Source organism: Streptomyces sp. MI02-7b (assembly GCF_033793585.1).
In the GTDB taxonomy this organism is placed as follows: Bacteria; Actinomycetota; Actinomycetes; order Streptomycetales; family Streptomycetaceae; genus Actinacidiphila.
The window spans coordinates 292,732-311,458 of record NZ_JARAWX010000007.1; the positions used below are offsets into that span (position 1 = coordinate 292,732).

At 74.0% G+C, this 18,727-nt stretch carries 13 protein-coding genes; 5 read left to right on the forward strand and 8 right to left on the reverse strand.

The window, feature by feature from the left end; genetic code table 11:
* Nucleotides 1-10: 10 nt before the first annotated feature.
* The 8 genes from PV364_RS14445 to PV364_RS14480 all read right to left on the reverse strand — a co-directional run bounded on the left by PV364_RS14445 (nt 11) and on the right by PV364_RS14480 (nt 10,812).
* Nucleotides 11-631 carry a DUF6230 family protein gene (locus PV364_RS14445; protein WP_319660315.1) on the reverse strand — a complete coding sequence of 207 codons (621 nt, stop codon included), beginning with the start codon at nt 629-631 and terminating at the stop codon, nt 11-13.
* 98 nt (nt 632-729) lie between these two features.
* The gene (locus PV364_RS14450) at nt 730-1,314 is read right to left on the reverse strand and encodes a DUF6230 family protein (protein ID WP_319660316.1); all 585 of its coding nucleotides are present in this window, start codon (nt 1,312-1,314) and stop codon (nt 730-732) included.
* A gap of 144 nt (nt 1,315-1,458) precedes the next feature.
* On the reverse strand, nt 1,459-3,051 hold the full coding sequence (locus PV364_RS14455; RefSeq protein WP_319660317.1) for a PrsW family intramembrane metalloprotease: 1,593 nt from the start codon (nt 3,049-3,051) through the stop codon (nt 1,459-1,461).
* 104 nt (nt 3,052-3,155) lie between these two features.
* Complete coding sequence (trmB, locus tag PV364_RS14460) at nt 3,156-3,908, reverse strand: tRNA (guanosine(46)-N7)-methyltransferase TrmB (protein ID WP_319660318.1); 753 nt, start codon at nt 3,906-3,908, stop codon at nt 3,156-3,158.
* Nucleotides 3,909-3,920: 12 nt separating this feature from the next.
* Nucleotides 3,921-5,135, reverse strand: a complete 1,215-nt coding sequence (gene lhgO / locus PV364_RS14465; protein ID WP_319660319.1) for an L-2-hydroxyglutarate oxidase — start codon at nt 5,133-5,135, stop codon at nt 3,921-3,923.
* Between the two features lie 148 nt (nt 5,136-5,283).
* Complete coding sequence (locus PV364_RS14470) at nt 5,284-6,954, reverse strand: hypothetical protein (protein WP_319660320.1); 1,671 nt, start codon at nt 6,952-6,954, stop codon at nt 5,284-5,286.
* 211 nt (nt 6,955-7,165) lie between these two features.
* A complete protein-coding gene (locus PV364_RS14475) occupies nt 7,166-9,139 on the reverse strand; it encodes an Ig-like domain repeat protein (RefSeq protein WP_319660321.1) in 1,974 nt (657 codons plus the stop codon).
* A gap of 260 nt (nt 9,140-9,399) precedes the next feature.
* A complete protein-coding gene (locus tag PV364_RS14480) occupies nt 9,400-10,812 on the reverse strand; it encodes an MFS transporter (protein ID WP_319660322.1) in 1,413 nt (470 codons plus the stop codon).
* Between the two features lie 773 nt (nt 10,813-11,585).
* Between PV364_RS14480 and PV364_RS14485 the strand changes: the two genes are divergently transcribed.
* The 5 genes from PV364_RS14485 to PV364_RS14505 all read left to right on the forward strand — a co-directional run bounded on the left by PV364_RS14485 (nt 11,586) and on the right by PV364_RS14505 (nt 18,693).
* Nucleotides 11,586-13,616: an asparagine synthase-related protein gene (locus tag PV364_RS14485; RefSeq protein ID WP_319660323.1), complete on the forward strand. Its 2,031-nt coding sequence runs from the start codon at nt 11,586-11,588 to the stop codon at nt 13,614-13,616.
* A gap of 193 nt (nt 13,617-13,809) precedes the next feature.
* Complete coding sequence (locus tag PV364_RS14490; RefSeq protein WP_319660324.1) at nt 13,810-14,457, forward strand: hypothetical protein; 648 nt, start codon at nt 13,810-13,812, stop codon at nt 14,455-14,457.
* A gap of 87 nt (nt 14,458-14,544) precedes the next feature.
* The gene (locus tag PV364_RS14495; RefSeq protein WP_319660325.1) at nt 14,545-15,756 is read left to right on the forward strand and encodes a DNA polymerase III subunit delta'; all 1,212 of its coding nucleotides are present in this window, start codon (nt 14,545-14,547) and stop codon (nt 15,754-15,756) included.
* A 246-nt stretch (nt 15,757-16,002) separates the two neighbouring features.
* Nucleotides 16,003-17,031, forward strand: a complete 1,029-nt coding sequence (locus PV364_RS14500; RefSeq protein WP_319660326.1) for a hypothetical protein — start codon at nt 16,003-16,005, stop codon at nt 17,029-17,031.
* 111 nt (nt 17,032-17,142) lie between these two features.
* A complete protein-coding gene (locus tag PV364_RS14505; RefSeq protein WP_319660327.1) occupies nt 17,143-18,693 on the forward strand; it encodes an alpha/beta hydrolase in 1,551 nt (516 codons plus the stop codon).
* Nucleotides 18,694-18,727 lie beyond the last annotated feature (34 nt).

Sequence of the window (18,727 nt, forward strand, 5' to 3'; positions counted from 1 at the left end):
GCGGGCCCCCTCAGAAGCAGGAGTGGTCGCCGCGCCGCACGGTGAGGTGCAGGTCCGGCAGTCTGAACGTGGCCGCGCTGACGGAGCGCGTGGTCTGGCGGAGGTCGTTGATGACGACCGTGGAGGCCTGCTCGGCGAACGTGCCCGGTGTGCCCTGCACGCCGGGCACGCCGCGCACGGTGCCCGCGTCCTGGCCGATGTTGATGTTCTGGAAGACGGCGTCGCCCCGCAGGTCGTGGGCGTCCGCGATGAGGCGGTCCGCGTGGGCGGGCGTCGAGGTGAGCCGCAGGGTGACCGCGCCCAGTAGCGGGATGTTCTGGACGACGGACTGGCACAGGTGGTGGAGGGTGGCCGAACGGATGCCCGACAGCGCTTCGGGGTAGAGCCCGTCGCGGCCCCGGTCGACGACGCCGAACTGCACGAAGCCGTCGCCTTCGAGCCGGGTGGCGGCGATCTGGAAGCTCTCGCCGGCGACCGGGAAGGAGTTGGCGGAGACCCCGAAGGACGTGGCCAGCGCGCCGGAGGCCATCGTCGCGACGAGAGCGCCGGCGGTGGCGAGTGTCGGCACCATGACGAGGGCGAGCCGCTTCCAGCTGGTGCGGCCGGAGGGACGGGCGTCAGAGGTCTGCACGCCTGGTCAACCGTCGGACAGTCTGATCGGTGGCTCGGTGCGCGGTGGCAATCACCCCGACGGCGGTACGCGCTCGCCCATTCGGGTCAGGGCACGCCTCAGAAACAGGGTTGCGCGCCCTTCTTCACGGTCAGGTGCAGGCCGTTGAGCTGGAAGGTGGCGGCGTTGATCGAACGTGTGGTCTGCCGCAGGTGGTCGATGCGGACGCTGTCGGCCTGCTGCCCGAAGGCGCCGGAGGGGCCCTTGGCGCGGCCGTCGCCGGGCAGCTGGGCGGCGTCCGCGCCGATCTGGATGTTGCGGAACGTCGCGTCGCCCTCCAGGGCGTCCGTGTCGACGATCAGCTGGTCGGCGTGGACGGGCTTGCTGCCGCCGCCCGCCTTGATCAGCATGGTGACCTTGCCGATGCCGGGGAGGGAGCTGACCACCGACTGGCACAGGTTGTGCAGTTCCGCGGAGCCGATCGCGGAGACGGCCTCGGGGAAGTCGCCGCGGGCGGAGGAGTCGACGGCGAGGTACTGGGTGAATCCCGTGCCTTCCAGGGAGTCCGCGGCCACCTGGAAGCTCTGGCCTGACAGCGTGGCGGTCGTCGGCGATATCGCCAGTGAGACCGGTACCGCGCCGGCGCCTATCCCGGCCACGAGCGCGGCCGAGACGGCCAGCGTCGGGATGAGGGCGATCGCCATCCGTTTCCAGCTGGTCCGGCCGGAAGGGCGGTGGCGGGGGCTGGGCGAGCTGCTCGTGTGGGGGCTCACATCGCCATTGCAACCCCGGCCGGGGGCCCCGGCAACCGCAGTCGATCGCCGCCGCGGGCGTGGGCGCGCCCGGGATCAGCGGTGGCGGCCGCCCTGCGAGTACGGGTAGGGGCGCGGCTGCTGCCAGTACGGGGCGGGGGCCTGGGCAGGGGCCGGGGTCTGGGCCTGAGCCGGGCCCTCCGGCGCCGCCGGTGAAGGTTGCGGGGGCAGCTGCTGCCCCCACCCCCCGCCCGCCCCGTACGCCGCCGACCCCCACTGCGGAGCGCCCCACTGAGGTGCCCCCCACTGCGGGGCTCCCCAGCGCGGAGCCCCGTAGGGCGCGGCCCCGTACGGGGCCGCGGGGCGCTGCCCCCAGGCGTACACGGCGGGGTACGGCGGGCGGATGGTGTGGGCCGCATGGGTGAGTGCCGGCTGGGCGACGGTCTTGCGCTCCCAGAGGTGGTGCAGGAGTTCCTGCTCCCGCGCGTGGAAGTCGGGACCGGCGGCGCCGCGGTTGGCGCGGGCCCGCAGGAAGGCCAGCGAGGTGGCGAAGGAGACGTACTCGCGCACGGTACGGGCGGCAGCCGGGCCCTGCGCGCGGCGGGCGGCGGCGCGGGCCAGCGAACGCCCCCTCATGGAGCCGATGGCGAGGGGTTCCGGCAGGGTCAGCCAGCCGGCCACGGCGTACAGCGGGAGCTGGGTGCGGATGGTCTTGAGCTCGTGGGAACGGGACCAGATCGCGAGCCAGACCAGCAGGCCGAACAGCGGGATCATCAGCGTCGCGTACACGGCGAGGAAGCCCAGCGGGCCGAAGGATGCGGAGCCGTTCCAGGTGCCGTGCAGCGTCATCGCGAGCAGCCAGCCGCCGATCGGGGCGAGCCAGCGGCGGGCCCGGCCGGGGCGGGAGGTCGCGGCGATGCCGAAGCCTATGCCGGTCAGCGAGGTGAACAGCGGGTGGGCGAACGGCGTCATCACGATCCGGACCACGAACATCGCGGCGGTGGTGGGGCCGACGCCCCCGCCGCCCAGCGCCTGGTCCTCGGCGAAGCCCGAGCCGAGGTAGAGGATGTTCTCGGTGAAGGCGAAGCCGGTGGCGGTGAGTCCGGCTATGACGACCCCGTCCACGACGCCGGTGAAGTCACGGCGGCGGAAGAGGAAGAGCAGCAGGATCGCGGTGCCCTTGGTGCTCTCCTCCACGAAGGGGGCGACGAAGGTCGCGCCCCAGCTGTCGCTCTGCGCGGGGCTTGCGGTGAAGGTCGAGGCCAGCAGTTCGGTCGCGTACTCGTTGGCGAGGATGGCGACCAGCGTGGCGGCGCACGCACCCCAGGCGAAGGCGAAGACGGCGTTCCGCAGCGGGGTGGGCTCGACGCGGTCCAGCCACAGGAAGGCGCCGCCGAGCAGCGGCACGGGCAGGATCGCGAGGGCGAGGCCGACGAGGAAGCCCTCGGTGCCGGTCTGCCGCCGCACCAGGGCCAGGATGATCACTCCGCACAGCGCGAGCACCGAGAAGAGCACCACCAGGCGCAGCGTCCGGTTCTCCCAGAAGTGGCGGCGCGGCTTGTAGCGCCACTGGCCGGGTGCGGGCAGCGCGAAACTCGGTTCGTGCCGGCGTTCCGGGTACTCGGGGACGTCCGGGTGGGCCGCCGGGCCCGGCAGGGGCGGGTCGGGCGAATGCGAGTACGAGGACACCCAACGACCTTACGGGGGAGTGGTTGCGGCGCGCGACGGTGTTTCGCGCAACGTCACTGGTGAGCCACAACGATCGCCCTGTGTCCGGCCGACGTCAACAGGTGCTACCGGCGGGTGAAGACCAGGTCGTTGACGACGTGGCCCTTGGCGATGCCCTGCCGCTCGAACTTGGTCATCGGCCGGTGCTCCGGGCGCGGCCGCGCGTAGCCCTCCCCGTGGGCGTTGACGAGGTGCGGGTCGGCGGTGAGCACCTCGAGCATCTGCTCGGCGTACGGCTCCCAGTCGGTCGCGCAGTGCACGGTCGCGCCGGGCCGCAGCCGCGAGACGGCCAGGGCCACGAACTCGGGCTGGATCATGCGCCGCTTGTGGTGCCGCGCCTTGGGCCAGGGGTCGGGGAAGAAGACCCGCAGCCCGGCCAGTGAGCCGGGGGCGAGCATGTCGCGCAGCAGGATGACGGCGTCGCCGTTGGCGACCCGGATGTTGGACAGGCCGTTCCGCTCGGCGAGACGGATGAGGTTGCCCTGCCCGGGGGTGTGCACGTCCGCCGCGAGGATCCCGGTGCCGGGATCGGCGGCGGCCATGGCCGCGGTGGCGTCGCCCATGCCGAAGCCGATCTCCAGGACCACCGGGCGGTCGTCGGCGAGGTCCGCGTCGGCGAAGAGTTCGCCGAGGTCCAGCGGGCTGCCGTCGATGTCGACGCCCCAGTCCGCCCAGTGCCGTTCCAGCGCCGCCTGCTGCCCGTGGGTGACCCGGCCGCGGCGGGGGTGGAAGGTGCGGATGCGCTGCTCGGTGTGCGCGTCCGGATGCGGGTGGGAGGCGGGGCCGCCCGGGAAGTGGGGGGTGTGGGGCTTGTACATGGTGCGTCGATTTTACGTGTGCCCCGCGGCTTCCAGTGCCCGCCGGGCGATCTCCCGGCCGATCGGCAGCGACGCGGTCGCGGCGGGCGACGGGGCGTTGAGCACGTGCACGAAGGGGCCGCTGCCCGCGAAGAGGAAGTCGTCCACGAGTTCCCCGTCGCGCAGCACCGCCTGGGCCCGTACACCGGCGGCGGACGGCACGAGGTCGGCGGCGGTCACCTCGGGCAGCAGCCGGCGCACCTCGTCGGTGAACGCCCGCTTCGACAGCGACCGGCGCAGCTCGCCCGCCTCGTACCGCCAGTGCCGGCGGGCGATCCGCCAGGTGCCGGGGAACAGGGCCGTCTCCAGCAGGTCGCGCGCGCTGACCGTGCGCCGCCGGTAGCCCTCGCGGGCCGGGGCGGGCACCGCGTTGGGGCCGATGTGCACGGTGCCGTCGATGCCGCGGGTCAGATGGACGCCGAGGAAGGGGAACGCGGGGTCGGGCACCGGGTAGACCAGGCCGCGCACCAGCCGGTTGCGGGCCGGGGCCAGCTCGTAGTACTCGCCGCGGAACGGCACGATCCGCACCCCGGTGGTGTCGTCGCCGGCCAGCCGCGCGATCCGGTCGGACTGCAGGCCGGCGCAGTTGACGAGCGCCTTCGCGCGGATCGGGGGTCCGGCGGCTGGTTCGACGATCACGGTGCCGCCGTCGCGGTGCACCGCCCGGACCTCGGTGCCGTACGCCGTGCGCGCCTCGCCGGACTCGGTGGCGAGGCGGGCCATCGCCTCCGCGACCGCGGTGAAGTCGCACACCCCGGTGGTGCCGACGTGGATGGCGGCGAGGCCCGCGACGTGCGGTTCGCGTTCGGCGATCTGGGCGGGGCCCAGTTCGCGGACCGGGATGTCGTTCGTCCGGCCGCGCTGCACCAGGGCGTGCAGCCGGGGCAGCTCCTCGCGCGCGGTGGCGACGATCAGCTTGCCGGTGACCTCGTGCGGGATGTCGTGCCGGGCGCAGAACTTCACCATCTCGGCGGCGCCCTGCGTCGCGTAGCGCGCCTTGAGCGAGCCGGGGCGGTAGTAGATGCCGCTGTGGATCACGCCGCTGTTGTGGCCGGTCTGGTGCCGGGCCGGGCCCGGTTCCTTGTCCAGCACGGCCACGGTCGTGCGGGGCGACGCACGGGTGATCGCGTACGCGGTGGCCAGGCCGACGATGCCGGCGCCGATCACGACGACGTCCGCGGTGTCCATGCGCGCGGTCACCTCCCGCTTGAGGCTTGGCCCGCCCGCGCCCCCGTCAAACCTGCGAGCGGACCGGTGTGACGTGGTTGTCCCGCGGACGGCGGCGGCCGCCGCACCGGGAGCGGTGCGGCGGCCGTCGTGACCTGCTGTGCGGGCGTCAGGCAGCGGACTTGCGGCGGACGACCACCACGATCGCGGTGCCCAGGCCGAGCGTGAGGAGCGCGGCACCGCCGATGGTCAGCGCGCCGCCGGCGCCGGTGAACGCAAGGCCGCCGCCCCCGGAGTCGCCCCCGGAGGAGGCCGAACCGCTGTCGCCGGACGTGCCGCCCGAGACGGACGAGCCGTCGTCGGAGGAGGACGGGCTCGCGCTCGGGCTCGGCGACGTGCCGCCGGAGGTCGATCCGTCCGTCGACGAGCCGTCGTCGTCGCGGGGGTTCAGGACGATCCACGCGGTGTTGTTGGACTGGTTGGGCTCGACCGGGTTGTTCCAGGCCGGCAGCGTGATCTTGGCCTTGGCGTTCTCCACGACCGTGTCGATGCGCAGCTCGAACGGGAAGGAGAGCTTCGTGTTCTCCAGGAGCGGGGTGTCCACCCAGCACAGGTAGCCCTTGACACCCTCGTTGAGGGTGGTGGAGCGGCAGCTGCTCGGGCTCTTGGTCACCTTGGCGCCCGCGGGCACGCCGACCGTGAAGCCGAGCGGCTCACCGCCGGAGCGCAGCGCGCTGATCCAGGCGGGGCCGTCGTTGCGGAACCCGATGTCCGCCTTCACCGTGTCGCCCGCCCCGCCCCGCGCGGTGGCGCCGGTCAGCACGAGGTCGTAGGTGTTGTGGCTGGGCAGGTCCAGCTCGGAGTAGCGGGTGTAGTCGCCGGCCGGGGCGCCCGGGACCTCCTTGAGGGTCAGCGGTGCGCCGGTGCCGGGCGTGTAGTCGTCGCCCGTCAGCAGGGCCTTGGCCTTCTGCGCGCTGACCGCGGAGAAGCCGTAGCTGAAGACGTCGCCGAGCGCGTAGCCGGCCGTCTTCACCTTCAGCGGCTCGGCCAGGGCGTACGCCGTGCCGGGCTTGTAGACCCCGTCGAAGGTGCAGATCGCGTCCGTGCCCTGGTACAGCAGCGACCCGTCGGTGGTCTGCTTGTAGGCGCAGTTGCCGTAGCTGTCGGGGAAGCTCAGCCCGCGTGAGCCGTGGAAGCGCAGGACGGCGCCGTCGGCGGCCATGCCGCCGGCGTTGCGGAACCCGACCGGGGCGTCGTAGGTGTCGCCCGCGGCGAAGCCCTTGGGCTCGGTCAGGCTGCGGCCCAGGAGCTCGGGGCCGCCGACGAGCACGTCGATGGTGAGCGGCGTGAAGGCGACGCCCTCGCCCTCGCCGGTGACCTTGATGGAGCCGAAGTCCCCCGCCTCGCTCTGGCTGTCGAGGTCCAGCCGGATGCCGCCGAGGCGGTTGGCCAGCTCGCCGGCGTTGATGGTGTTGCCCTCGCAGACGGCGGTCAGACCGCTCGACGCGCAGGGCAGCTTGACGGCCGCGACGCCGGCGAGCGCCGTGGCGTCGATCCTGATCTTGTACTCGCCCTCGTGGACGACCGGGATCACGCCGTCGTCGCCCGGCTCGTCGTCGCCGGGTGCCGCGAGGCGCAGGGTGACCTGCGGCTCGCTCGGGTCGTCGTCGCCGCCCTGGAGCGAGAGGTCGACGCGGTTCGCGCCGGTGATGGTGACCGGCAGCGGGGTGCCGTCGGCGGCGACGGCGGGCGCGGCGGCTCCGAACCCGGCGGCCAGGACAGCGACCGCCGCGAGCGCGCGGGCTGCCCGGGGGACGGAACTGCGGACGGAACGTCTCATCAACGCTTCCTTGTCGGGTCTCGGTATACCTCGTGTGTGCCGTCCTGGGCACACGTCCTTCAGACCCGCGGAACACCGGCTTCGTTGTACATGGACGCGTCACAGAAACATCACAGCTGACCGGCGCGCCCGTCCGCGCACGGCGGAAGGGCCCCACGCCGGTGGGGCCCTTCCGTGCGAAGCGTGCCGAGGAGTGCCGCCCGGCCGCGGGCTACGTGGTGAAGGAGAAGTACTTCCAGGCGCCGTAGGTCGTGGAGTTCACGGTGTCGCCCGAGGAGCCGTTGACGTACGAGGAGCGCACGCGCATCCGGAAACCGGTCTCGTGCGTACCGGTCAGGGTCACGACGGACTTGCCGTTGGTGCCGAGCGCGAAGTACTGCGATCCCCCGTCGTACCACCGGCCCTGGTAGGAGAACTCCAGGTTCAGCCGCTGCGCGCGGCCCTTGTAGTACGTCATGGTCGTGGTGAAGACCGGGTTGGTCTTCTTGTGGAAGTACGCGTAGGAAGTGGAGCCGATCTTCGCCGTCTTGTACTGCTTGGCGATCGTCGTCGCCACCCTCACCTTGGCGTACGCCGTGGCCGTGACCGTCCTGGAGGCCGAGCGGGCGTCACCGGCGAAGACCGCCGTCACCGTGATGTCGCGGGTCATGTCCACGGTGACGGACAGGTTGCCCTTGGAGTTGACCTTGCCCGTCCGCACCAGCTTCTTCGGCTTGTCCGGACCGAACGGGTCTGCCCAGATCTGCACCGTGCGGTTCTGGTACGTGGATCCCAGGTGCGCGGTGAACGAGACGTCGGCGCCGTACGCGTACAGCGTGCCGTTGTGGTTGAGGCTCAAGGAGGTGGCGGCCCGTGAGACGGCGACCGTGTCCTTGCCCGACGCCGGCGCGTGCGTGGCGTCGCCCGCGTACTGCGCGGTGTAGGTGACGTTGCCGCCGGCCGGCGGTATGTCCGTGAAGGAGAACGCGCCGGAGGAGCTGACCGTCTTCGTTCCGAGCGACTTGCCCTTGGGCGAGACGATGTCGGTGCGGGTGACGGTGACCTTCGCACCGGACGGGAAGGACTTGGCGGAGGCCAGCTTGCCGGTGACGCTGAGCTTCTTCGCCCGGGTCGCCTTGGCCGGCGCCGAGACGGTCGCCTTGACCGGGTAGCGGGTCGCGTTGTCCAGGACCCGCAGATAGGTGCCGCTGTAGCCGTTCGCGAGGGCGAACAGCTTGCTTCCGTCCGGGGCCCAGGCCAGCCCCTGGCCGACGATGGTGTCGCCGCCCGCGGTGCCCTGGCCGTACGTGTAGGTGCGGTAGGGCGTCTTCGCACCGGGTTTGAAGACGTAGATGTCCTTGTCGTACCAACTGAACGCGGACACGGCGATCGTGCCGTCCGCCGCGATCGCGGCGGAGTTCGGGTTGGCCGCCTCGACCGGGTAGGCACCGGTGCGGCTGAGGTCGTCGGTGTTGATCGCGGTCGCCGCATAGGGCATTTCGCCGGAGGCGGCGACGATCTTCTTGGCGTCGCCGCTGAGTGCGAAGTCGCTCATGTAGTTGTCGGCCTCGGCCGGCATGCCCTGCTTGCGCAGTACGGGGGCGCCGGAGGACACGTCGTACACGGCGAGACCCGACCACGTGCCGTGGACGCCGATCACCAGGGTGTTCCCGGCCGACTCCAACTCGGGGGCGTCGTAGAAGCCCACGCCCGGGAGCTGGTCGAGAGCGATCTCCGGGGTGCCCGACGCGGGGTCGAACGATCCCAGGTGGTGGGACGGTTGCTGCCCGTACATGAACCAGACCCGGCCGCCCGCGACCGCCAGCGTCTGCGGGTCGGTGTTCTCCCCGGTCGGGTAGTGCGCCGCCGCGGTGGCGGTGGACGTCTCGATGGCCACGACCGCGTCCTCACCCGGGACGGCCGCGTAGACGGTGCGCGAGTCGGGCGTGATCGCCAGGTCCCGCACCCCGGGCAGATTCGGCACGGTCGCCACGGGCTTGCCCGTGTAGTCGGTGACGACGACCTTGTTGCCGTCGGGGTCGCTGATGTAGACCCGCTTGTGGGCGCCGTCCACGGCGATGTCGCCGTACGAGGCGATGGGCAGGGCCTTGCTGGAGTCCGCCGCGGCGGGACTCACGGTGCCGGCGACCAGGGCCGCCGAGCTGAACACGACCGCGAGCGCGGTCGAGGCGGTGCGCGTGCGCACGGTGATGTGTACCCCCACTGAGAGCCCGGTGGACGCACCGGGTGCCGAACCGGGCCGCGCGACGCCTGCACGCCGTCCGTGTGGGGACGATGTGAAGGGCGCGGCCGCAGGGCAGCGTATGTCACTGCCACGACAGAGGGGGAGCGGGTTTCCGCGGGGTGGTGGGGAGCGGCCCCGCCGCGCCGGGAGAGCCGGTCAGGGCGGGGAACAGCCACCCCGGCCCGCGAAGGAAGGCGTGCCGGGGTGCGTGACGACGCCTCCTACGCCGGCGCCGCCAGCAGCGGACGCGCCCGCTCCCGCAACTCCGCGACCCGCGGCTCGTTGCCGTACGGCTCCAGCCGGTGCAGCAGGTCCCGCACGTACTCGGTGGTGCGGGCCGAGGAGATCCGCCCGGCGACCTCGACCGCCTTGACCCCGGCCGCGCAGGCCGCGTCCAGGTTGCCGGACTCCAGCTCCGCGACGGCCGAGACGACCAGTCGCAGCCCGTGCGAGCGCACGAACTCCTCGGTGGGCCGGGCGAGTGCCGTCTCGGTGAACCGCCGCACCTGGCCGGGCACCTTGAGATCGCGGTAGCACTCCGCGGCGTCCGCGGCGAGCCGGTCGTAGGAGTAGAAACCGAGCCAGGCCGGGTCCGCGTCGCCGTCGCGGGCGCGGTCGAGCCAGGACTCGGCGGCGGCCAGCGCGGCCGCGCAGGCGTGGCTCTCCCCGGCCTTGGCGTGGGCGCGGGCCTCGACCAGATGGAAGAACGACATCGTGCGCGCCGTGGCCAGCCCGCGGTTGCGCTCCAGGGCCGCCTGGGCGAGGTCGACGCCCTCGTCGGCGAAGCCGCGGTAGGTGGCCTGCAGCGACATCGACGCCAGGACGTAGCCCCCGAGGGGGACGTCGGCCGCGGCGCGGGCGAGCCGCAGCGCCTGGATGTAGTACCGCTGAGCGGCCTCCTGCTGTCCGGTGTCGAAGGCCATCCACCCGGCCAGCCGGGTGAGTTCGGCCGTGGCGCCGAACAGCGACCGGCCGACGTCGTCGGAGTACGAGCCGAGCAGCAGCGGCGCCGCCTCGACCCGCAGGCACTCCGAGACCATGCCCGAACGCCAGTCGCCGCCGCCGTACTTGGAGTCCCAGCGGCGCGCGTCCTCCGCGGCCTCGCGGAGCTTGCCGACGTCGGAGTGGCCGACGTGGTGCGTGCCCGGGGCCGGGTCCTCGCGGGCGACGCGGGCGTCGGCCGGGGTTATCAGCCAGCGGGAGGCGGGCGTGACGTAGGCGCTGACCGCGAACGAGCCGGCCAGGCTCTGCCAGATGCCGCCGCCGCCCGGGCCGCGCCGACCGGGGTCGAGCTTCCACAGGTCGGTCGCCGACTTCACCGCCTCCCCGATGTCGCGCGGGAAGGCGAGGCCCACCTCGGGCGCGGGGTCGGCGTCGGCCAGGCCGATCTCGTGCAGTGGCACGGGGCGGCCGAGCTTGCTGCCGATGGCGGCCGCGATGAGGTGCGGGGCGGCGCCCTGCGGGACCATGCCCTTGGTCACCCAGCGGGCGACCGAGGTCTTGTCGTACCGCAGGGTCAGCCCGCGCTGGGCACCCAGGTCGTTGACCCGGCGGGCGAGTCCAGCGTTGCTGATGCCGGCCAGGGCGAGAAGGGTGCCGAGTTTCTCGTTGGGCCCTCGGGGTTCTTTGGTCATGACCACTACCGCCTCTCGCCGTAAGCGCGAGGGCCGTGTACGCCTGCCACGTCTGTCACACCCTCTCGACGCACCACAACGGCCGCCCCGGCGTCTCTTGTGGAGACGAGCGGGGACCGCCGCCGCCCGAGGGCATGCGCCGGACCCCGAGCCGCCGGGACCTTCGCTTCTCGGGTGAACCCAGGGTAGTTCTCCGCATCCCGACCGTTAAGAGCTGTTGTCCCGGATGGCGAGATTCCTGCCCTGAATGCGGCCTCGCGACTCCTGCTGGTGGCGCGTGCTACCGGCGTATGCGGCCGTGCGCCCATCCGCGCGCTCTGTGCCGATTCGTACGGTGGCGCTTCCATGGTGCCGTGGGTCGGCCCGCGGCTCTCATGTGCGGCTATGGGGGGCAGCAGCGGGCCAGGGGGCTCCGCCACCACAATCCCCGCGGGTGGCGGACCGGTCCGGGGGGCGTGCCGCGCCTCCCGGACCGCGCCGCCCACATGGCACACAACGGACGAATGCGGGCTGGTGGGACATTGGCCTGAAAACGACGTTTCAAGTCCGTCGGTGTGTGTGAAGTGGCTCTGATCAGCGGGGAGTTGGGCCTAAACGGCCCCTCGCCGGACCGTGCGTCGCACGGGGCCCGGCGCTCGACCATGCCCTCATGCGCCTCCTTTCGCGCCGCTCCGTGGCAGCATGTTCCCCGGACGGAGCGGCAGTTCGGCCTGCCGCGGGGGCCAGTTGTCCACGAAGAGGCCCCCCTGGTCCACAACCTGTGGAGGCGGGCGATGCGGTGGCTGGTCGGCTGGAGCAACGCCGCGGTGGGCCAGGTCCCCGGGGCGCGCGGCCGCACACTGCTTCCGGTGGGCGCCCAACTCCTGTGGAGTGACCCCGATCCGCTGTGGGCCGTGGGGGACTGGCGCGCCGACGAGGTGCGCCTGGTACACGCCGAGAACGGCTCCGTCGCCCGGCTGGCCGTGCTGGGCCGTTGCGCCGCCTCCGACGCCGACCTGCGGGTCGGGCTCTTCGCGGCGCGCGGCGGCGCGCTGCGCCACCTGACCACCTGGGCCGGCAGCTACACGTGCGTCCTGCAGATAGGGCGCCGGATCACCGTGCTCGGCGATCTCGCGGGCGCCCGGCCGGTGTTCCACACCCGGTGGGCGCGCGGCACCGCGTACGCCACGGCGGCGCTCCCGCTGGCCGACCTGACCGAGGCCGCGCTCGACGTCACGTACCTGGCGGCGCTGCTCGCCTGCCCGGACTCCCCCGAGGCGCTGGGCGACGGCACGCCGTACGCGGGCGTGCGCCGGGTGCCGCCGGGGCACGCGCTGATCCTGCGGGAAGCGGTGCCCGAGGTGAGCGGTTACGAGCCGACCGCCTCCCTGGCGGTGGCCGGAACTCCCGCCGCCCATGTGCCGCCGGAGCGAGCGATCGCCGGCGTGCGGGACGCCCTGGTGGACGCGGTGCGCGCCCGGCTGGCACAGCCCCGCTTCGTACCGGAGCCCGGCGAGGAACCGGCGCCCGGTGTGGGCTCCGACCTGTCCGGCGGCAGCGCCTCCTCCACGCTCGCCCTGCTGGCGGCGGGACTGCCCGGCATGCCCGGCACCCCACTGGGGCACGGCGCGGCGGCCGGCCAGCGGCTGCTCGCGGTCACCTTCAACGACCTCACCGCGGGCGGCGGTCCGGCCCGTGAGGCCGAGCTGGAGCGGGCCCGCGCCCTGGCCGCCGACCCGCGCCTGCACCACGTGGTCGTGCCCGGCGGCGCGCGGGCGCTGCCCTACGCCGACCTCGACGCCGTCCCCCTCACCGACGAACCCGGACCCTCCCTGGTGGCCGCCGGACGGCACCGGCTGCGCCTCGCGGCGGGCGGCGCCGACCACCTCGTCGGGCACGGCGCCCGCCAGGTGCTCGACGCGCACCCGGCGCGCCTGGCCGACCTGCTGCTGGACCGGCGCCGCCGCAGCCTGCTGAGACCTGTCACGGCCCTCGCCCGCGCCGACGGGCCCGCGGGCCGCTCGGTGTTCGTCCCGTTCACGGTCTACCGCGCGGCGCGGCGGCTGGCCCGCACGAGTTATCAACAGGGTGTGCAGAACGCCGCCGCACAGCTGATGGCACGCCGCTTCGACGAGCACGCCGGCCCTCTCCAGGCCTCCCTGGCGGCGCTCGCGTGGTGCCGTCCGGGCCCGGCGGCGCGCTGGCTCACCGGCGAGGCGCTGGCTGAAGTATCGGTTCGCCTGCAGGAGGCGGCCGCCCGCCCCCGTACCGCGGTCGAACGCCCCGGTGAGCGCCGGGCGCAGGCCGCGCTCGCCCGGCACGCCGCCGACCACCGCGTCTTCGAGCAGGCCGCGGAAGTGCGCAGCCAGCGGATCCACGCCCCCTTTCTCGACAACCAGGTCGTCCGCGCCTGCCGCGCGCTCCCCGAGACCCTGCGCGTCCAGCCCGGTGCCCGGGCCACGGTGCTGCGCTCGGTCCTGGAGGGCGCGGGCATCCGCGACCTCCCCCCGGGGTGGGGCGCCACCTCCCAGGTCTCCGCGGCCGCCGCCGCCCGCACCGGTCTGCGTGCCTCCGTCGACGGCCTCCTCGACCTCTTCGACGCGCCGCTCCTCGCCGACGCCGGCCTCGTCGAGGCCGGCGTCGTCCGCGCCGCCCTGCGCGCGGCCGCGGGCGGGGAGGCCGTCGCCACCGACGGCCTCGCCGAACTGGTCGCCACCGAGGTGTGGTTGCGGCGGCTCCTGGCCCGCCGCGGCTCCTGCTGGACCGGCACCGACGCCCCTGCGCAGCGCGCCGTCGCGGGCGGCGTCCACCGCCTCCCGCTCTGAGCGTCACGTCATGCCGCGGGACGGGAGCGAGGCCAGTTGCCTGCCTCCCGGTGACGGGCGGGACGGACCCGGCACCGAGAAGCCGCGTGGAGCCCGCCATGTGAGGGCCCGTCAGGCACGGGATCCGTCCCTGCCACTCCCCCCATGACCACCCCGCTTTGGCGTCGCCGGGGGAATCCGGGAAACTCTCCCCATGCGCATCCCTTCCGTCACGGCGGTCGTCCTCGCCGGGCTGGCGGCCCTGGTGGCCCTCGGCCCGGTCGCGTACGCCACCAAGGAGAGCGGTGGCGGGAAGGGCACGGTCGCCGTCTACGACGAGGAACTGGGCAGGACCCGGGGCGACAAGGCCACGGTGTGCACCTTCCACCTGCGCGGCGAGGGCTTCGAGCCGGGGCAGGCGGTCAACTGGGCCGTGGACCGCGCCAAGGGCGGCCCGGCGATGAACGGCACCTTTGTGACGGGGGACGAGGGGACGGGCAGTTCGGCCCGCATCGTGCTCGCCAACGGCGGCTACCGGCTGACGTGGTTGGGGGAGGGCGCGAAGCCACGCGGCTTCACGGTGGCGTGCGCGGCGATGACGCCGACGCCCGCACCGGCGGCGCCGGCCTCGCCGGTGCCCTCGTACACGCCGGTGCCCGCCGCGTCGATGGCCGCGGCCCTGCCGGGCCAGGGTCCGCTGTCGGCGGCCTCGGGCACCCTGGGGGAGTCGTCGGGGACGGCGGGCACGGTCGGGGCGGCGCTGTCGGCGGCCGCGCTGTGCGGGGCCGGGGCCGCGGCGGTGCTGCTGCGCAGGCGGCGCCCCGCGCGCAGGGTCAGCCGCCACCGCAGGGCGGCGGGCTGAGTCCGCCGGAGGCGGGGCTGTCGGTGCCGTGCCCGACAATGGTGGAACCGTAGGACACCGAGGAGCACCACAGGACGGACGGGCACGATGGCGGTATGGGACGACGTGGTCGGCCAGGAGCGGGTGACGGAGCAGCTTGCCGCCGCCGCGCGTGACGCCGACGCCTTTGTGACGGCCGCCGCCGCGGGCACCGCCCTGCCGTCCGCGTCGAAGATGACTCACGCCTGGCTCTTCACGGGGCCGCCCGGCGCGGGCCGCGACACGGCGGCACGCGCCTTCGCCGCCGCGCTGCAGTGCGTGAGCCCGGACCGGGCCCTGGGCGGCGTGCCGGGCTGCGGCTTCTGCGACGGCTGCCACACCACACTGATCGGCACCCATGCCGACGTCGAGGTGGTGCGCACCGATCTGCTCTCCATCGGCGTCAAGGACACCCGTGACCTGGTGCGCCGCTCCATCCTGTCCCCGGCGTCCGGCCGCTGGCAGGTCATCGTCCTGGAGGACGCCGACCGCCTGACCGAGGGCGCCGGCAATGTGCTGCTGAAGGCCGTCGAGGAGCCCGCGCCGCGCACGGTGTGGCTGCTGTGCGCGCCCTCCATCGAGGACGTGCTGCCGACGATCCGCTCCCGCTGCCGTCACCTGGTGCTGCGCACCCCGCCCGTCCAGGCGGTCGCCGATGCGCTCGTGCGCCGTGACGGCATCGACCCGCGGGTCGCCGAGGCCGTCGCCCGCGCCACCCAGGGCCACATGGACCGGGCGCGCCGGCTGGCCACCGACGAGCAGGCCCGGGCGCGGCGCGCGGCCGTGCTGAAGCTGCCGCTGCGCGTGGACGACGTCGGCGGCTGCCTCAAGGCCGCCCAGGAGCTCGTGGACGCGGCGACGGAGGACGCCAAGCAGCTGTCGGAGGAGCTCGACGGCAAGGAGACCGAGGAGCTGCGCGCCGCGCTCGGCGCCTCCGCGGGGGCGGGCAGCCGCATGCCGCGCGGCACGGCGGGCGTGATGAAAGACCTCGCCGACCGCCAGAAGCGCCGCTCCACCCGGACCCAGCGCGACACCCTCGACCTCGCCCTCACCGACCTGGCGGGCTTCTACCGGGATGTGCTGGCGCTGCAGGTCGGCACGTCCGTGGCCATCGCGAACGTCGAGGCGCGGGACGCGGTGGAGCGCATCGCGTCCGGCTCCCGTCCGGAGAACTCACTGCGCCGCATCGAGGCCGTCCTCGCCTGCCGCGACGCGCTCGACCGGAACGTTGCGCCGCTGCTGGCGGTCGAGGCGATGACGCTGGCGCTGCGGGCCGGCTGACGGCGCCGTCGTCGCGGACGCCCCCGCAGGGCCGCCGACCTGCTCATTTGTGCGGCGGACGGGTGATCGTCTGCGTTCCGCCGCGTCGTCACCCGGTGCCGCGCGGGCCCTTGCCCCAGGCTGGCGTCCGGTGCCCCCGCTCCCTGTCCCCGCGGGGGTGAGCGAAGCGAGCGGGGGCGCGCCCCTGCCTCCGGCGTGGGTGGCCGCCCGTGCCCGGAGGGCTGTGGGGGACCTGCGCGAGGTGGTGTGCCGTACGTGCCCATGGTGGCCGAGGTCGTCCTTCTGTCCGCGTTGCCGGTGCTGGCCGGCGCCGCCGCGTTGCTGCTCGCCCGTTCGGCGCTGCGGCACTGGTGGGAGCAGCGCGCGGGCCGCGTCTATGAGCTGCCCGTGGCCTACGGCGGGGCGGCGCTGCGGGCGGGCGGGGCGGTCCTGGCCCTCGGTGCCGCGTTCCTGACGGCGGCCTTCCCGCCGCTCGCGGACCTCGCGCGGCCGGACGGGGCACGGGACGTGGTCGTCGCGGCGGCCCCCGCGCCGCCCGCACCCGCGGACGTCCGGCCCGGACAGCCCCCGGAGCCCGAGGAGGACGACGCCCCGCCGCGCACCCTGGGGCATCCCTCCGGCGGCACCCTGGAGGAGCTGGAGGACGGCACCCGCGTCTGGCTGCCACCGCAGTACGACTTCCCGAACTCCGCCGGGCTGTACTTCCCCCTGGTCGTCGCCCACCTCGACCCCGCCGACCCGGACCTGTTCGCCGGTTTCGCCGCCCAGTCGCTGCGCGGCCTGGCCGACCCCGTCGTCGTCGTGATGCCCGCCCGCTGCGGCGGCGGGGCGGTGGAGCTGCCCGACGAGGTGGGCCGGCTCTACCGCGTCCTGCCGGGCCGGACCGCCCGCGCGGTGCTCGGTGTGGGCCAGGACGCGGAGTGCGTGGTGCGCGGGCAGTTGCAGCGCCCCTCCCGGTACGCGGCCGCGATCGGCGTTTCCGGCGCCTACGAACCGGACGGCCCGCAGGACCTGGACGGCGGCGCCGCCCGTTCCCCCGCGCGGCCGTACGGCGGCGGCGCGTACCCGGACCGTGCCGCGACCCGCCCGCAGCTGCTGCTCGCCGTGCCCTCCGGCGAGGAGAGCGCCCGCAGCTCCGCCCTCGCCCTGCGGGACCGGATGCGCGGGGCGCCCGCCGAGGTGCGGGTACTGGACAACATCACCCCCCGGCGCAGGCTCTTCGCCCTGGTCGCGGGCTATGTCACCGAGAAGCTGGACGGGCCCGGACGGCCGTGACCGTGCTCGGACTCTGTCGCGGAATCACCCGTATGAGGGCTGTGGATAACGGTTCGCCCGCGGCCGTGCGGATACGCTCGCAAATACCACCACGAGGGAACCGAGGCTCTGATGCGCGCCCTGCTCCGTACTTCCGGCACCGTCCTCGCGGTCGCCGGGTTCCTGCTGTCCGCCTGCACGACCGGGGGGACGAGCCATTCCGCCGCGGCCACGTCGGCCGCGGAATCGCTCAGCGCCCTGCCCGCGGACATCCCGCAGGATCTGCGGCCGTACTACCAGCAGAAGATCAGCTGGCAGGCCTGCAAGGACATGCCCGGTATGCAGTGCGGCACGATGAAGGCGCCGCTCGACTACAAGCACCCTTCGGGCGGCACGGACCTCAACCTGGCCGTCGCCCGCAAGAAGGCCGCGGGTCCCGGCAAGCGCCTCGGCTCCCTGCTGGTCAACCCGGGCGGCCCCGGCGGCTCGGCCATCGACTACCTGCAGTACGCCGCCTTCGGCTACCCTGCGGCCGTCACCGCGCGGTACGACATGGCCGCCATGGACCCGCGGGGCGTCGCCCGCAGCGAGCCGGTCGTGTGCCTGCCCGACAAGCAGATGGACACCTACTCGGCCACCGACGTCACCCCCGACGACAAGGCCGAGGTCGACAAGCTCGTCGCCGCGGACAAGACCTTCGCCAACGGGTGCCGGCAGCGCTCCGGCAAGCTGCTGGAGCACGTCACCACCGTCGACGCCGCCCGCGACATGGACATCTTCCGCTCGCTGCTCGGCGACGCGAAGCTGAACTACGTCGGCAAGTCCTACGGCACCTTCCTCGGCGCGACCTACGCCGGCCTGTTCCCCCAGCGCGTCGGCCGGCTCGTCCTGGACGGTGCCGTCGACCCGTCCGTCTCCGCCCTGGAAAGCAGCCGCGCCCAGGCCGGCGGGTTCGAGGTCGCCTTCGACGCCTTCGCCAAGGACTGCATCCGCCGGCGCGACTGCCCGCTCGGCACCAAGAGCACCGCCGACGCCGGCCGCCGCCTCGACGCCGTCTTCCGCTCCCTGGACGCCAAGCCGCTGCCCACCGGCTCCAGCCGCAAGCTGACCGAGGCGCTCGGCACCACCGGCGTGATCTCCGCGATGTACGACGAGAGCATGTGGCCCACCCTGCGCACCGGGCTCTCCAAGGCCGCCAAGGGCGACGGCAGCGTCCTGCTCCGCCTGTCCGACTCGTACTACGAGCGCGACAACCAGGGCCACTACTCGAACCTCATGTACGCCAACGCCGCGGTGAACTGCACCGACCTCCCGCCGGCCCTCACCGGCCCGCCCGCCGCCGATCGCGCGGTGTCCACCTTCCGCGAGGCCTCCTCGCACTTCGGTGACAACCTGGCGTGGTCCAGCCTCATCTGCGCCTACTGGCCCGTCCGCCCCACCGGCCACCCCCAGCGCATCGAGGCCCGCGGCGCCGCCCCCATCCTCGTGGTCGGCACCACCCGCGACCCCGCGACCCCCTACGGCTGGGCGAAGTCCCTCGCCGAGCAGCTCGACTCCGGCGTCCTGCTGACCTACAAGGGCGACGGCCACACCGCCTACGCCCGGGGCAGCGACTGCATCGACAAGGCGGTCAACACCTACCTCCTCAAGGGCACCCCGCCCGCCGCCGGCAAGACCTGCTGACCCGGCCACCCGGGAGGCCCCGACCCTGGTCAGG

Excerpts from the sequence above, each read along its gene's own strand:
- PV364_RS14450 (WP_319660316.1), bottom strand. The coding sequence starts at position 1,314 with ATGGCGATCGCCCTCATCCCGACGCTGGCCGTCTCGGCCGCGCTCGTG.
- trmB (WP_319660318.1), bottom strand. The coding sequence starts at position 3,908 with ATGTACAAGCCCCACACCCCCCACTTCCCGGGCGGCCCCGCCTCCCAC.
- lhgO (WP_319660319.1), bottom strand. The coding sequence starts at position 5,135 with ATGGACACCGCGGACGTCGTCGTGATCGGCGCCGGCATCGTCGGCCTG.
- PV364_RS14470 (WP_319660320.1), bottom strand. The coding sequence starts at position 6,954 with ATGAGACGTTCCGTCCGCAGTTCCGTCCCCCGGGCAGCCCGCGCGCTC.
- PV364_RS14480 (WP_319660322.1), bottom strand. The coding sequence starts at position 10,812 with ATGACCAAAGAACCCCGAGGGCCCAACGAGAAACTCGGCACCCTTCTC.
- PV364_RS14485 (WP_319660323.1), top strand. The coding sequence starts at position 11,586 with ATGCGGTGGCTGGTCGGCTGGAGCAACGCCGCGGTGGGCCAGGTCCCC.
- PV364_RS14490 (WP_319660324.1), top strand. The coding sequence starts at position 13,810 with ATGCGCATCCCTTCCGTCACGGCGGTCGTCCTCGCCGGGCTGGCGGCC.
- PV364_RS14495 (WP_319660325.1), top strand. The coding sequence starts at position 14,545 with ATGGCGGTATGGGACGACGTGGTCGGCCAGGAGCGGGTGACGGAGCAG.
- PV364_RS14505 (WP_319660327.1), top strand. The coding sequence starts at position 17,143 with ATGCGCGCCCTGCTCCGTACTTCCGGCACCGTCCTCGCGGTCGCCGGG.